Source organism: Streptomyces sp. 3214.6, assembly GCF_900129855.1.
GTDB classification, from domain to species: domain Bacteria; phylum Actinomycetota; class Actinomycetes; order Streptomycetales; family Streptomycetaceae; genus Streptomyces; species Streptomyces soliscabiei.
Map to the genome: position 1 here is coordinate 4888737 of NZ_LT670819.1, position 15389 is coordinate 4904125.

The following is a 15389-nucleotide window of genomic DNA, read 5'->3' on the forward strand; positions in this document are numbered from 1 at the left end:
CGGGGGTGCTCATAATGAGGCCATGTCCCGCGAGTTCCCCATCGGCCTCACCCCTCCCGACTGGCTGGTGCGGAACCTTCGGCCCCAGCAGGCGCCCGTCAACCGGGCCGCCGTCGCCCGCGCCGCGCTCGCCATGACGCTGCCGTTGGTGATCGGCCTGGCGGCGGGACAGCCCGCGTACGGCGCGCTCGCCTCCATGGGCGCCCTGTCCGGCGTCATCGGCGACACCGCCGACGCCTACCGGATGCGGATCCTCAACATCGCGATCCCGCAGCTGTTCGGGGCCGTCGGCATCACCCTGGGCAGCGCCGTGTACGGGCACGGGGTGGCAGCGGTGGCCGTCCTCACCGGCGTGGCGCTGGTCTCCGGGATGATCTCGACGATCGGGGCCGTGGCGTCCGTCGCCGGGCTGCTGCTCCTGCTGAACTCCGTCGTGGGCGCGGGGCTGCCGATGCCGGGCCAGTGGTGGCTGGCGCCCCTCCTGATGAGCGGCGGCGGGCTGCTCGTGCTCCTCCTCGCCCTGCTGGCCTGGCCGCTGCGCTCCGGGGTGCCGGAGCGCACCGCGGTCGCCGCCACCTATCGCACGGTCGCCGACCTGCTGGCCGCCTGCGGCAGCGACGTCCCCGGCGAGTACGAGGACGCCCGGCACACCGTCACCCAGTCCCTGAACCAGTCGTACGACCTCGTCCTCGCCCGCCGTACCCGGCAGCACGGGCAGAGCCCCGAACTGACTCGGCTGATCGCCCAGTTGAACGCCGTCACCCCGGTGGTGGAGGCGGCCCCCGCCGCCCACCTCAACGGCCGGCCGCTGCCGACCGAGGTCCCCGAGGCCGTACGCCACCTCGCGCGGGCCGTGGGGACCGGCTTCACCGGACCGATAGACCTCCACCTGCCCGCCCCCGGGTCGGAGACCGCGCGCGCCGTCGACCACGCCCTGCGCCACGCCGCCGAGGTGGTCGCGGCGCCCGACATCGACCCGCGGGGCCTCGACGACCGCCTCGGCCGTCCGGCGGCCCTGCGCGTGCGCGCCGCCCGCGCGGCCCGCGACGTCGCCCTCTCCGCCGGCTCCTGGCGCTACGGCCTGCGCCTCGCCCTGTGCATCGGACTCGCCCAGGTCCTCGTCGCGACCGTCCCCGTGGCCCGCTCGTACTGGGTGGCCCTGACCATCACGTTCGTCCTGAAACCCGACTTCGGATCCGTGTTCTCACGGGCCCTGCTGCGCGCCCTGGGGACGGTCGTCGGGCTGGTCGTCGCGGCGGCGGTGCTGTCGCAGGTGCCGAGGGGCTGGTGGGACGTCCCGGCGATGCTGCTGCTCGCCCCGCTGATCCCCGCCCTGACCCCCCGCGGATACGGCTACCAGACGGCGGCCATCACCCCGGTGATCCTGCTCCTCTCCGACATCCTGAACCACCAGGGCACGGGCCTGTTGCTGCCCCGCCTGGTGGACTCGCTGATCGGCTGCGCGATCGCGCTGGTGGCGGGCTATCTGCTATGGCCGGAGAGCTGGCACACCCGGGTCGGCGACCGCCTCGCCGACACGGTCGCGGACACCGCCCGCTACGTCGACGCCGCCTTCGGCCCGGACGTCGACCCGGCCGCCCGCGCCCGCATGCGCCGCCGCCTCTACCGCGACCTGTCCGTCATCCGCACCGAGTTCCAGCGCGCCCTGACCGAGCCCCCGCCCACCGGTCGGCGGGCCGCCGCCTGGTGGCCGCTGGTCGTCGCCGTGGAACGCATCGTGGACGCGACGACGGCGGCCCGGGTCCGTGTGAAACACGGAGCCGAACCGCCGTCGGATCCGGAGGTCGGTCACATCACGCGGCAACTGCGGGAACTCGCCGAGGGCCTGCGCGACACGGAGGTCCTCTACCCAGTCCGCACGGACCTGACCGGCCCGCCCGGCAGCGTCCTGGAACCCCTGCGCCAGGAGGTCGCCGCGGCGCGGGCGGTCACCTCACCGCAGCGAACCTGACGAAGCACTATCAGGACCTGGCCCAGGACCTGGCCCAGGACCTGTCCTAGACGCCGATGTCGTCGCCGTCCGCGCGCCACACCGCCACCACCGACGGGCGGACCAGCTTCCCCGCGCCGTCCGGCCAGGTGCTCGCCGGCTTCTCAACCGAGGCGCCGTCCGCCTCGCCCGGGTGCTGCACCGCGACCAGCACCCGCCGGTCCTGGATGACCGGACCGCAGGTCTCCGCGCCGGTCGGCACCGTCAGGAACTGCTTCAGCTCACCGCGCCGCGCACCGCGCGTGGCGACGCCGAACAGTCCGTCGTGCGAGCCCAGCTGACTGCCGTCGGTGGAGATCCACAGGTTGCCGTGCGGGTCGAAGGCCACGTTGTCCGGGCAGGAGATCGGGCTGACGTCGTCCTTGGGGAAGCCCGCGAAGTACGTCGCCGGGTCGTCGGGGTCGCCGGCGACGAGGAACAGCGACCAGGCGAACGTGGTGCTCTCCGGGCGACCGCGGCGCTCGGTCAGCTCCAGGATGTGCCCGTGCTTGTTGGCGTTGCGCGGGTTGGCCTCGTCGGCCTTGGCGTTCGCGCCGACACCGCGGTTGGTGTTGTTGGTGAGGACGACGTACACCTTGCCGGTGACCGGCGAGGGCTGGATGTCCTCGGGCCGGTCCATCTTCGTCGCGCCGACCTTGTCACCGGCGAGGCGGGTGAAGACGAACACCTCCTCGGCGCTCATCCCCTCGACATGCGAGACGGCGCCCTCGGCGGTGGCGGTGGCCAGCGGGATCCACTCGCCGCCGCCGTCGAACTCACCGTCGGCGGGCAGCTTGCCGGTGCCGTCGATCTCGACGGCGGGGGAGTCGCCGGTGAGGCGGGCGACGTACAGCGTGCCCTCGTCGAGCAGGGACAGGTTGTGCTCGCGCACGGCCCGGCTCGACCCCTTCTTCATACGCTTGCTGCCGACGAACTTGTAGAAGTAGTCGAACCGCTCGTCGTCGCCGGTGTAGACGACGGGCCGCCCGTCGTCGGTGAGCCGCACGGTCGCCGCCTCGTGCTTGAAGCGTCCGAGGGCGGTGTGCTTACGGGGCGTGGACGTCGGGTCGTACGGGTCGAACTCGACGACGTACCCGAACCGGTGCACCTCGTTCGGCTCCTGAGCGACGTCGAAACGCTTGTCGAAGCGTTCCCACTTGCGCTCGGTCGCGCCGGTGCCGATCCCGTACCGCTTGTCGGTGGCGCGGCTGCTGTTGGCGAAGTACTGGTTGAAGTTCTCCTCGCCGTGCAGCGTCGTGCCCCAGGGGGTGGTGCCGCCGGAGCAGTTGTTGAGCGTGCCGAGGACCTTGGTGCCGGTCGGGTCGACGGACGTCCTGAGCAGGTCCGACCCGGCGGCGGGGCCGGTGAGCCGGAACTCGGTGGTGGCGGTGACGCGACGGTTCAGGTGGTGGCGGGGGACGGCGGTCAGCTTCCCTGTCCGCCGGTCCTCCTCCACCACGACGGCCGTCAGACCGTGCGCCGCCCAGGCGACCTCGACCTGCTGCCGGGTGGGGTTGGCGGGGTCGTAGCCGCGGAACATCAGGATCTCGTTGGTGTACTCGTGGTTGGCGACGAGCAGCTGCCGGTCGCACTCACCGGGCAGGGGCAGCAGCGCCAGGAAGTCGTTGTTGTACCCGAACTGTCCGGCCTGGGCCGCGGCGGTCTGCTTCTCCGGGTCGAAGGCGGGGGCCCCGCGCAGAATGGGCTCGCCCCAGCGGATGACGACGTTCTGCCGGTACCCGTCGGGGACGGTGACCGCGTCGGCGGTGTTCGGCGCGACGGCGGTGAAGCGAAGCCCGCGAGCGCTCTTGCCGGAAGGATTTCCGGAAGGCTTTCCGGGATGCTTGCCGGACGTCGTCGCCGCCGCGCCCGGCGTGGCGGCGGCCGGCAGCGCCCCGGCGACACCGGCCGTCCCGGCGGCGGCCGCGACGGTGACGACCGCCGCGGTGCGCATCATGGCGCGGCGGCCGAGCGCCCCGACGATGACATCGCCGACGTATGCGTTGTCGCTGGTGTTGGGCACCTCGTGGAAGCAGGCGTCACCACACCGGAAACGGCAGGTCATGGCGGATCGCCCGCCGGGATGCGAGCCGGACGGAGTCCCGATGATCGGCAGTAGCTTGCGCACCTTTACTCTCCCCTTGCGTTCCCTTGGTATCAGCGTGACCGTAGGGGTACGCATGTGCGGATGCACTGCTGCGGGATGAACGGAAGGTGAATCCCCGGCTGCCAGAAGGGTGTTGCGCTTGCGCGGAGGGGGTGCCGAGGCGGTATTGACACACCCGGATTCCTTGCACTCACCCCTGCCCAAGATCACCCCCCGGGGCCGCTAACCTTACGTGTCCGTCCTGGCCAGGGATTTACGGGCTTCAACTCACGCGAAGGGTTGCGCACATGGGCATTCTCACTCTCCTGCGGAACGCGTTCGGACGGTCACGCAAGGAGCGGGCCGCCGAGGCGGAGGGTGCGGAACAGGTTCCTTCGCAGGAACAGACCGCTTCCGAGGAGCGGGACCAGCAGTCGAACAGCACCGACCTCACGACGACACCGTCGGCGACGACATCGACGACGGTGCCGTCGTCCACGACGCCGACGCCGGAACCGACGGTCCCGTCCCCCTCCCCCGAACCCACCCCGAGGCCCACCCCGACGGCCCAGGTCCCGGAACCCCGCCCGGCGACCAGCGACGAGCACGACCTCGTCGCAGCGGCCTTCGACAACGTCACGGTCCCCAAGCCGACAAGGTCCACAGCATCCACGCCGACGCCGACGCCGACGCCTCCGGCGGACGCGGAGACGAAGGCTGAGACGGAGACCACCTCCGAGCCAGAGGCAGAGGTGGCAGCTGAGGCGACTGAGGCGACTGAGGCTGAGGACACGGCTGAGGCCGAGGCTGAGGAACCGGCGGCCGAGATGGTCACGGCCAAGCCCACAGTGGACGAGCCCACAGTGGACGAGCCGACAGTGGACGAGCCCACAGTGGACGAGCCCACGGCCGAGACCGAGGCGGAGCCCACGGCGGACGTCGAGGCCGAGGCGGAGCCGGACACCGAGGCCACGGTCGAGGAGCCCGAGCCGGTCGCAGCCGCAACGGCGACGGAACCGGAGACCCAGGCCACGGCCGAGGAGCCCGCCGAGACCGAAACCGTCCCGGAAACGGACTCGGAGCCGAACGCAGAGGCGACGCCCGAGCCCGCCGCAGAGCAGCCCACACCGGAAACGGCGACGGCCGCCGCCCCGAAGACCGAGGCGGAGGAAGCCGCGCCGGAAGCGGACACCCAGCCCGAGCCGGTGGCGGAGGAGACCGCGCCGGAAACGGACACCCAGCCCGAGCCGGTGGCGGAGGAGACCGCGCCGGAAGCAGACACCCAGCCCGAGCCGGTGACGGAGGAGACCGCGCCGGAAGCGGACACCCAGCCCGAGCCGGTGACGGAGGAGACCGCGCCGGAAGCAGACACCCAGCCAGAGCCGCTCGCAGCCGCGACGGCGACGGACCCGGAGACCGTCACCGAGCCGCCGGCGGAAGAACCCGCACCCGAAGCGACCACCGACCCCGAGCCAGTCGCAGCCGCGACGGCGACGGACCCGGAGACCGAGGCCTCGGCCGAGGAGCCCGAGCCGGAAACGGCGACGGACGCCACCCCGGACACCGACGCCGAGCCGGTCGCAGCCGCGACAGCGGCGGAGGGCGAGGGCGAGGCGGAGCTGTCCGAGCTCGTGCCTGTGGCCGCGGCGGAGTCGGGTGGGCCCGCGGTCGCCGACGATGAGGACACCCCGCAGGGGGTCACGGACGGTGAGGACGCCCCGCAGGGGGCCCTTGCCGTCGCGGGTGAGGGGACGACGGGAGAAGGCGGAGCCGGTCTCGGCGGTCAGGCCCCGCAGGGCCTCGCCACCGCCTACCAGGCAGCCGCCACCGTCCTGGAGGCGACCCACCTCACCGGCACCCGAGCGAAGCTCTACCTCGTGCTGGACCGCTCCGCGAGCATGCGCCCGTACTACAAGGACGGCTCCGCCCAGGCCCTCGCCGAGCAGACCCTCGCCCTCGCCGCCCACCTGGACCCCGAGGACACGAAGGTCCCGGTCGTCTTCTTCTCCACCGAGGTCGACGGCACCGCCGACCTCACCCTCACCGACCACGAGAACAAGATCGACGACGTCCACGCCGGCCTCGGCCGCATGGGCCGTACCAGCTATCACGTCGCCGTCGAAGCCGTCCTCGCCCTGCACGAGAAGTCCTCCGACCCGACCGCCCCCGCCCTGGTGGTGTTCCAGACGGACGGCGCGCCGGACGCGAAGACCCCCGCCACCCAGTCCCTCACGGAGGCGGCGAAGAACCACCCCGCCGTCTTCTTCTCCTTCGTCGCCTTCGGTGACCCGGAGAACAAGGCGTTCGACTACCTCCGCAAGACGAAGCTGGCCAACACGTCCCACTTCCTGGCCGGCGAGACCCCGCGCGAGCTCACGGACGCGGAGGTCTACGAGGGCATCCTGGCGACCTGGCGTCCCTGACCTCGTAGATCACCCGGGCCGCCCCTTCCCACCCCTTAAAACGGGAGGCGGGCGGCCCACCCATGTCGGCTACGATTTCAAGTTCAAGGCTCACAAGCACACCACCGCACGACACACCCCCGCACGACCGACCTGGGAGCAGCCCCCGATGGCTCGACACCTCATCACCAGCGCCCTTCCGTACATCAACGGAATCAAGCACCTGGGCAACATGGTGGGGTCCATGCTCCCGGCGGACGTGTACTCCCGCTACCTCCGCCAGCGCGGTCACGACGTCCTGTACATCTGCGCGACCGACGAGCACGGCACCCCCGCCGAGCTGGCCGCGAAGGAGCAGGGCCTCCCCGTGGCGGAGTTCTGCGCGCAGGCGCACGACGCGCAGAAGGCGGTCTACGACGGCTTCGCGCTCGCCTTCGACTACTTCGGCCGGAGTTCCTCCCCGCAGAACGTCGAGATCACCCAGCACTTCGCCCGCCGCCTCAACGAGAACGGCTTCATCGAGGAGCGGGCGATCCGCCAGGTGTACTCCCCGACCGACGGCCGTTTCCTCCCGGACCGCTACGTCGAGGGCACCTGCCCCCACTGCGGCTACGACAAGGCCCGCGGCGACCAGTGCGAGAACTGCACCCGCGTCCTGGACCCGACCGACCTGATCAACCCCCGCTCGGCGATCTCCGGCTCCACCGACCTCGAGGTCCGTGAGACCAAGCACCTCTTCCTCCTCCAGTCGAAGCTCCAGCACGAGGTCGAGGAGTGGGTGTCCCGCCATGAGGCGGACTGGCCGCAGCTGGCCTCCTCCATCGCCCGCAAGTGGCTGACCGAGGGCCTGCACGACCGCGCCATCACCCGCGACCTCGACTGGGGCGTCCCGGTCCCGGCCGACACCTGGCCGGAGCTGGCGGCCGAGGGCAAGGTCTTCTACGTCTGGTTCGACGCCCCGATCGAGTACATCGGCGCGACGAAGGAGTGGTCGGACCTCGACCCGGAGAACCGCGACTGGAAGTCCTGGTGGTACGAGGCGGACTCCGGCGAGAACCCCGTGCGCTACACGGAGTTCATGGCCAAGGACAACGTCCCGTTCCACACGGTGATGTTCCCTGCCACGGAGCTCGGCGTGCGCGAGCCGTGGAAGAAGGTCGACTACGTCAAGGCCTTCAACTGGCTGACGTACTACGGCGGCAAGTTCTCCACGTCCCAGAAGCGCGGCGTCTTCACCGACCAGGCGCTGGACATCCTCCCGGCCGACTACTGGCGCTACTTCCTGATCGCCAACGCCCCCGAGTCGGACGACTCGTCGTTCACCTGGGAACACTTCACCGCCACGGTGAACAAGGACCTCGCCGACACCCTCGGCAACTTCGTCAACCGCGTCCTGTCCTTCTCCAAGAAGCGCTTCGGCGAGGAGGTCCCGGCGGGCAGCGCGCCCGGCGAGGCGGAGACGAAGCTCGGCGAGCAGATCGCGGAGCTGCTCGCCGAGTACGAGTCGCAGATGGAGGCGCTCCAGTTCCGCAAGGCGGCCGCCGCGCTGCGCGCGCTGTGGTCCGCGGGCAACTCCTACCTGGAGGAGAAGGCCCCCTGGCTGGAGATCAAGACGGACAAGGACGGCGCGGCCCTCACCCTGCGCACGGCGATGAACCTGATCCACCTCTACGCGGTGGTCTCGGAGCCCTTCATCCCGTCGACGGCGAAGACCATGCGCGAGGCGTTCTCGCTGTCCGACGACACCGCGACCTGGGTGACGCCGGACGAGGCGAAGGCCCTCACCACCGTTCCCGCCGGCACCCCCTTCACGGTCCCGCCGGTCCTCTTCGCCAAGCTCACGGACGAGGACCTTCAGGCGTACAAGGAGCGCTTCGGCGGCACCGAGGGCTGAGTGGTAAAGGAGAAGATGTAGAGGAAAAGGCGAAGGGCTTCCCCCAGCTTCGGCATGTATTCGCCAAGCCGTATGGTTTCCGCCATGGAGGTACCCGAGGTCATCCCGATCGCCTACCAGCCGAAGCACCGCACCGAGTCCATCGGACGGTACGCGGACGGCCAGTTCCTCGCGTCGGTCACATACGCCTTCCCTCAGGGTTTCCGCCTCGACGACGGCTGGGAAGAGCACAAACGCCTCTACACCGTGCTGCACACCTTCGACGCCGAGGGCTACTACCGGGCCTCGGACATCTGGTGCGCCGGCACCTGGGCGGCGCAGCAGCGCGCCCCGCACGGTGAGGACTCCGTCCTCACCCGGGCCCGCGTCCGTCTGGCGACGCTGCTGCGCAGCCTGCCCCGCCGCTCCTACACGGACATCGCGATCCGCCCCTTCCAACTCACCTACGAGAACGTCCTGTTCGGCCTGGTGATCAGGAAGGACGAGGACGAGGACGGCACTCCCGAAGCCTGGGCGGAGCTCTACCCGGACCGCCTCGCCTTCGCCGAACCGTGGGACGGCACGTACGACACCTGACGGGCGAGCGCCTCTCGGAAAACCCGCGCCTCACGGCGCACGCCATGGGCATACTCCACCTGGCACTTGTTCGACGGGGTGGTCGGGGGGCGGGCGAACGCGGTGGACTTGACGTCCTGGGCTGACTGGATACGCGCTTTCCTGGGCGCGGTCGTGGCGTACGCCATGACGATGGGGGTGTGGCGGCTGGTCGCGAGGGCAGCCGCCTTCCGCGATCCGCACCGGCACACGGGACGCCGGATGGCGCTCGTGCCGCGCTCAGCCGTCCGGCCGCACACGCAGGACGTCCGTCGCCGGCTACGCGGTGCGCTGGCGGTGCGCCGCTATCTGGGCGTGGCCGCCGCGCCACCGTCCGACCGGCTGCTGCGCCCTCTGGTGGAGGCGGACCGCTCGGCACGCGTCCTTGCGGCGGGCCGCAGGGTGTGGAGCCTGGCGGTACCGATCGCCCTCGCCCTGTGCGGCTTCCTGCTCGGGGCCTGGCTGATCGTCAGCGAGTACTTCTACGACGGTCCGGTCATGGAACTGCTGCCGGACCTCTACTCCTCCTTGGACCAGTTTCTCGGCGGGGACGGCTGGTACGACCAGGGCAGCGATTACTGCGCCTCCTGGTCCCTGCTGACCGGATGCGAGGCGGACGCCGAGCCCTGGTGGAACGGCGTCGATGCGGGGCCGCTCTTCGGGTTCGCCCTTGCGCTGCCCGTGGCGGCGTGGCGTCTACGGCGCGCGGCGTTGCGGAGTTTCGCCCTCTGGGCACGGCAGGAGCCTCCCCTGCCGGCCTGCCTGGACGCGCTCGCCGCCTGCCGCGACATGTTGCGGGCGTCGGCGACGCCCCCGGAAGCCACCGTCCTCGACCTGCGCGTCGCCGAACTCCGCGCCGCGCTCAGGGACTTCGCCCAGGACGGCCTCCCCGTCGACGAGGACCGGCGGGCCGAACTGGAGGCGCACACCGTGCGCGTGGCCGCGACCCTGGCCGAGGCGTCGGGGCAGGTCCTGCGCGACGGGACCACGGCGCTGGCCGCGCTCACCGCTCTGCTGGCCACCGTTCAGGACCGGCTGCACGCCGGCCGGTGGTTCGTCCTGCTGGAACCCGCCCAGCTCCTCCCCGCGCCCACGCCCCCGCCCGGTCCGGGCCCCGCGCCCGCGCCGGCGGCCGCCCCCGTCGGCGAGACGAGCCGCTGGCAGCGTCACATGTGGGTCGCCACGGCGATGCCGACGATTCCGGCCGTGCTGGCGCTCGTCTTCACCGCCGTGACGATCACTCAGGCCGACGAGACGCTCGGTCTCACCAGGCGCGAGCAGGTGGCCACCACCTACAGCGACACCGTGGACAGCCTGGGAGACGACTCGATCGACGTCAGGATCAGCAGCATCTACGCCCTTCAGCGCATCATGCGGGATTCGCCGAGCGAACAGCCCGCGATCGTCAAGATACTGGCCGCCTACGTCAGGCAGCACGCGAAGATGCCCGCCCAGAAGACCGCGAACAGCCTGCGCAAGAACCCGAAGACCCGCCCTACCGAGGACGTGGCGGCCGCTCTCGAGGTGCTGGGGTCGCGCACACAGGTGGTGACCGGGGAGTCCTACATCAACCTGCGCGAGACCTTCCTGGTGGGCGCCGACCTTGCCGGTCTGAACTTCACGGACGCGGACATGCGGGACGCCGATCTGAGCCGGGCCGATCTGCGCGGAGGCGTCTTCGACACCGTCTGGTTCGACAAGGCCCGGATGGAGGGGGCCCTGTTGAGTTCCGCCACGTTCCTCCACGCTCAGTTCACCGAGACCGACCTCACCGGCGCCTGGCTGGACGGCGCGCAGTTCAACGCCGCGCTACTGACCAGTGCCGTCCTGACCGGCGCGCAGGCGATGCCTGCAGACAACGGAGCCATCACCCAGTTCGACGGGGCCGACCTGGCAGGCGCAAACCTGTCGGGGGCGGACCTGACGAGCGCGTCCCTGACAGGTGCCAACCTCGGGAAGGACGAGACCCACCCGGCGGCGATCGTCGCGGGCACGAACTTCACCGACGCCGACCTCACCGCCGCGCACCTCGAAGGCGTCGACCGGAGTGCGGCCGACTGGACGGACGCCGTTCTGCCGTGACACGGGTGAGGGGCCCGCGTCCGTCCGGGCCCCTCCGCTGCCATCCCTCAGGACAGCACGCCCGCGCCCGTCGTCGTCGCCAGCGACGTCGGCAGGTTCTTGGCCGAGGTCTCCAGGCCGGCCGTCAGGGTCGGCGTCCAGTTGACGGTCGTCTTCAGGTCCTTGGACGAGGCGGCGTTGTACGCGGCGACGACGTCCGTGACCGTGCCGTTGACGAGGTTGCCGCCGCCCTTGACCGCGCCGGTGCCGTCGCCGCTGAGCAGCTTGGCGACCTTGCCGCCCGTCGGCAGCTTCCAGTAGTTGTCCTCCGCGACGACCTGGGCCTTGGCGCGGGAGTTGATGCTGTACTGCGTCGCGTAGCCGTTGAGGGTCGTGACGTCGTAGAAGTTGTTGTAGATGTGGACCTGGCCGACACGGGCCAGCGGGGCGCGCTGGACGATGCCCTTCCAGATGTTGTGGTGGATGGAGACGCGCAGCTTGCCCGCGGGCTCGCTGTCGCTGCTGCCGATGAGCATCGTCTTGTCGTGGTTGGTGAACTGGTTGCGGGACACCGTCACCAGGTCGGAGCTCTTGGTGATGTCGAGCGCGCCGTCGTGGATCTGGTACTCGCGGCCGTAGTACTTCGGGTTGACGCTGTCGAAGTGGGCGGCGTCGGTGAACGTGTTGTGGTCGGCCCAGACGTGGCTCGCGCCGCGCAGGGTGACGGAGTCGTAGTTGGAGTTCCAGTTGCCCTTGTCGCCGTCGGTCGGGTCCCACTGCGGGAAGCAGTCCTCGGTGGCGGAGAAGTTCAGGTTGCGGACGATGACGTTGTCCACGTTCTGGATCTGGAGCATGCCGCCGGAGATGCCCGCCTTGGTGCCGGGGACGCCGACGACCGTCGTGTTGGCGGGAACCTTGAAGACGACGTTCTTCGCCTGCTTCGTCTGCGCGGCGGCACGGGCCTTCTCCTGGGTTCCGGAGGGCAGCTTCGACCGGCCGTAGGTGGCGGGGTCGTACGCCTTGAGGTACGAGGAGAGGGAATAACCGGTTCCTGCCGCGTAGCTCGCGCAGGTCAGCTTCTTGCCGGCGTCGTCGGAGTTGGCGTCGATCGTGCCCTTGATCTTGATGATCCGGGGGGCGGTGTCGGACACCGAACCCAGCGCCTTCACCAGCTGGGCGCGGGTGGAGACGGTGAAGGTGTGCGCGGCGTCGGCCTTGGAGCCACCGGTCGTGCCCGTGCCGGAGGAGGCCCAGCCGTCCTTGGCGGCGAGCGTCTGGTGGTACAGGTCGACGGTCCCGGCGTTGGCGTTCATCACGACGACGCCCGCGCCGACGCCCGCGGCCACGACGGCGGCGGAGACGACGAGGGTGCGGCGCGAGCGGAGGGACCGGCGGTGGGAGGGAGCTGCCACGGGGGATCCTTACGGGGGAGGAGCGGGCTTACGACGTGTCAGTGGTCGCCGTCGGGTGAAGAGTTGCCGCTCGTCGAGGATTCTCTCTCCGGCCCCGCGCGTCACCCGAACAAACGTCTTCACGATTCCCCCACCTGCCCCTTAAGGTGCCGCGAGGGGGGCAAACGCCGTCCATGGGGACGAAATTGGGGGGGACCGTCCATGGCGCTCTTCGGGAACGCGCATCCGATCGACGCCGGTCAGGCGCAGCAGGACTACGCGCGTCTGCTGGGCCAGGGCGAGCACGTACAGGCCGCCTACCTGCTGATCCGCGACACCATCATGTTCACGGACCGGCGGCTGATCCTGGTCGACAAGCAGGGGATCACCGGCAAGAAGACGGAGTACCACTCCATCCCGTACCGCAGCATCACCCTCCCCCAGAGGGGGGACCCCCATCGCGGTGGAGACCGCCGGCACCTTCGACCTGGACGCCGAGCTGAAGATCTGGGTCTCCGGCTCGTCGGTGCCGATCGAGAAGACGTTCACGAAGGGCGTGGACATCTACGAGGTGCAGGCGATCCTGACGCAGTTCGTGGCGAAGTAACACCGCCGGGGGCTGCTACGACTACGGGGTGGACCTTCTCCAACCCCATCTGCGGCTCCTCGCCGAGGTTTTCGACGCGGCCACGCCCACGGCCTCGTGGGCGCTGGCCGGCGGTTACGCCCTCCAGGCGCACGGGCTGCTTCAACGCCCGCACGGCAACGTGGACTTGGCGACGGAGAGCGCGGAGCCGATGCCCCAACTCGCCGAGACGCTGAGCGCCGCGCTCACCTCCGGGGACCGTCACGAGGCGACACTCCAGGACACGGACCTACTGTTCGCACACCTGACCGTACGGGACCGCACCGGCGACACGATCCTCCATCTGGCCCTGCACAAGGAAACCTTTTGGAGCCCGCCCGTCCCGACGTCGTACGGGCCCACGCTCAGCCTCCAGGACGCGGTGGGCACGAAGATCCGGGCGCTGTACGACCGCGGGCTGGCCGTCGACCTGATCGACGCGCGGGCCGCGGCCGCCCGCTTCACCCACCCCGACCTGGAGGAACTGGCCCGCCGCCATGCCCGCGACGACTTCGACCTGCCCACCTTCCAGACCCGGCTGGAGGGCACCGACCACTACCCGGACACCGCGTTCACGGAGTACGGCCTGACGGAACCCGACATCGCCGAGCTGCGGGCCTGGGCCCAGTCCTGGTCGACGGACATCGCGGAACGCCTGCTGGAGGAGGGGGCGTCACCGGACGAGTGAGACGCCCTCTGGCCAGCAGCGTGATCATGAACCCCATGGAACCCCGGTTTCCGAGAAGGGTGACGCCCGAGCGATTCCCCTCCGCCGCACACCGTCGGCCCGGCGCGCTACCGTAGCCCGGACGTGTGGTGACCTGTCGTCAAACTCAGGATGAGCAGGGCGCGTTGGGGAGCGGACGCATTGGGGGGTGCGCCGGCATGCGGATCGGCATCATGGGGGGAACGTTCGATCCGATACACCACGCCCATCTCCACAACGCCGCCATGGCCGCCGCCGCGTGCGGCCTCGACCACGTCGTGCTGGTGCCCACCGGCGAGCCCTGTCACAAGGATCCGCGCGGGGTGTCGCCGTCCACCGACCGGTTCACCATGGCGGAGATCGCCTGCCGGCCCGACCCGCTGCTCTCCGTCAGCCGGCTGGAGGTCGACCGGCCGGGGCCGAGTTACACCGTGCCCACGCTCCGGGAGCTGCGCCGCACGCTCGGGCCCGCCGCCGAGCTGTTCCTCATCGTCGGAACCGACACCGCCGAGGGAATGGCGCAGTGGTACCAGGCCGAGGCGATACCCCGGCTGGCCCGGCTGATCGTCGTCGGACGGGCCGACCACGTGCCGGACCCCGCCCGACTGCCCCGCTCCGGGACGTACGATCCCGTTCCCGCGTCGCCATGGCGGATCTCCTCCACCCAGATACGCGCCCGCGTACGTGACCGCCGCCCCGTCCGCTACCTGGTCCCGGACGGCGTCGCCGCGTACATCGCCGAGCGCGGCCTCTACGTCGGCCGGCCCGGCGGCTGAGCCGGTGCCGCCAGTCTCGCCAGTTCCGTCAGGCCCGCGTCGGACTCGGTGACCGGGACGACCAGAGCGGCGCGGGCCCGCATCACGCGCAGCGCCGGGTCCGTCGGGGGACCGCACTGGAGCCAGAACGTGCGCCGGCCGGGGTGTGCGGTCCGCTCCAGGGCCTGGCGCAGGGGGATGTCCCAGCTCGCCGACCAGCCGCAGACCAGCAGATCGCAGTGGTCCAGCACGGTCTGGAGGAAGGTCTCGATGACGGGGTGATAGGTGGCGAAGCCGCACGAGGTGTCGCGGATGCGGATGTCGAGGTAGTCGCCGTGGAGTTTGACCAGCTCGCAGACGTGCGCGAGGGTCTCGTCGGCGGCGAGGCGCTGCGTGGCCGCCGCGATCCCCTCGAGTTCCAGGGCGACCTCGACGCGCACCCCCGCCTCGCCGAGCGCCGTTTCCAGCAGGCGGTCGAAGTTGGTCGTCAGGACGGGGCCGCGCAGGTGGCCGGCGGCGACCAGCGAGGCCAGGGCGCGGTGGGCGGGTGTGGGGCGCGTGGGGCCGCCGTCGGGCTGCCGGTCGAAGTGGCTGGTCGGGAGGGCGAGGGTGTCGTGGGAGACGTCGCCTTCGCTCTGCAGCATGCGGATGTAGTTGGGGAACGCGCCGTGCCGACCGAGATACCAGGCGACGGGGTCCCCGTCGATCACCTCGCCGTGCCGCGCGGCGATCCCCCTGAGCAACTCCTGCCCGGTCGACACCCCCGCCGACGCGGACACCCCCGCCCCGGCCAACACCGCCACCGGCCTTCGGCACTCGGCGATTCCCCGCACCAACAGCCCCATGGAGTCGGGGATCCCAGGCACATCGGGGATCCCGGGCACC

General features: G+C 70.9%; 10 protein-coding genes and 1 pseudogene. 8 read left to right on the forward strand and 3 right to left on the reverse strand.

Annotated elements, in window-relative coordinates:
- Positions 1-22: 22 nt before the first annotated feature.
- The gene (locus tag B5557_RS22000) at positions 23-1972 is read left to right on the forward strand and encodes an FUSC family protein (RefSeq protein WP_079661082.1); all 1950 of its coding nucleotides are present in this window, start codon (positions 23-25) and stop codon (positions 1970-1972) included.
- 46 nt (positions 1973-2018) lie between these two features.
- Here the strand turns inward: B5557_RS22000 and B5557_RS22005 are convergent, their stop codons facing one another.
- The gene (locus tag B5557_RS22005; RefSeq protein ID WP_079661083.1) at positions 2019-4118 is read right to left on the reverse strand and encodes a PhoX family protein; all 2100 of its coding nucleotides are present in this window, start codon (positions 4116-4118) and stop codon (positions 2019-2021) included.
- A gap of 266 nt (positions 4119-4384) precedes the next feature.
- Between B5557_RS22005 and B5557_RS22010 the strand changes: the two genes are divergently transcribed.
- The 4 genes from B5557_RS22010 (at position 4385) to B5557_RS22025 (ending at position 11048) form a co-directional block, all read left to right on the forward strand.
- The gene (locus tag B5557_RS22010) at positions 4385-6499 is read left to right on the forward strand and encodes a VWA domain-containing protein (protein ID WP_079661084.1); all 2115 of its coding nucleotides are present in this window, start codon (positions 4385-4387) and stop codon (positions 6497-6499) included.
- Between the two features lie 148 nt (positions 6500-6647).
- Positions 6648-8372 carry a methionine--tRNA ligase gene (gene metG / locus B5557_RS22015; protein WP_079661085.1) on the forward strand — a complete coding sequence of 575 codons (1725 nt, stop codon included), beginning with the start codon at positions 6648-6650 and terminating at the stop codon, positions 8370-8372.
- 84 nt (positions 8373-8456) lie between these two features.
- On the forward strand, positions 8457-8948 hold the full coding sequence (locus B5557_RS22020) for a hypothetical protein (RefSeq protein WP_079661086.1): 492 nt from the start codon (positions 8457-8459) through the stop codon (positions 8946-8948).
- A gap of 108 nt (positions 8949-9056) precedes the next feature.
- A complete protein-coding gene (locus B5557_RS22025; protein WP_159424418.1) occupies positions 9057-11048 on the forward strand; it encodes a pentapeptide repeat-containing protein in 1992 nt (663 codons plus the stop codon).
- Between the two features lie 47 nt (positions 11049-11095).
- On the opposite strand, the gene B5557_RS22030 is transcribed toward B5557_RS22025, so the two are convergent.
- Positions 11096-12439: a pectate lyase family protein gene (locus B5557_RS22030; RefSeq protein WP_079661088.1), complete on the reverse strand. Its 1344-nt coding sequence runs from the start codon at positions 12437-12439 to the stop codon at positions 11096-11098.
- 201 nt (positions 12440-12640) lie between these two features.
- Here B5557_RS22030 and B5557_RS22035 point away from each other — a divergent pair.
- The 3 genes and pseudogenes from B5557_RS22035 (at position 12641) to nadD (ending at position 14525) form a co-directional block, all read left to right on the forward strand.
- Positions 12641-13025 (forward strand): annotated as a pseudogene (locus B5557_RS22035) (PH domain-containing protein).
- A 28-nt stretch (positions 13026-13053) separates the two neighbouring features.
- Entirely contained in the window at positions 13054-13731 is a 678-nt protein-coding gene (locus B5557_RS22040) for a hypothetical protein (RefSeq protein WP_079661089.1), read from the forward strand.
- A gap of 197 nt (positions 13732-13928) precedes the next feature.
- Positions 13929-14525 carry a nicotinate-nucleotide adenylyltransferase gene (nadD, locus tag B5557_RS22045; RefSeq protein WP_079661090.1) on the forward strand — a complete coding sequence of 199 codons (597 nt, stop codon included), beginning with the start codon at positions 13929-13931 and terminating at the stop codon, positions 14523-14525.
- Here the strand turns inward: nadD and B5557_RS22050 are convergent.
- Positions 14501-15370: an SIR2 family protein gene (locus B5557_RS22050; RefSeq protein ID WP_143688211.1), complete on the reverse strand. Its 870-nt coding sequence runs from the start codon at positions 15368-15370 to the stop codon at positions 14501-14503. The genes nadD and B5557_RS22050 overlap by 25 nt on opposite strands.
- Between the last annotated feature and the right edge of the window lie 19 nt (positions 15371-15389).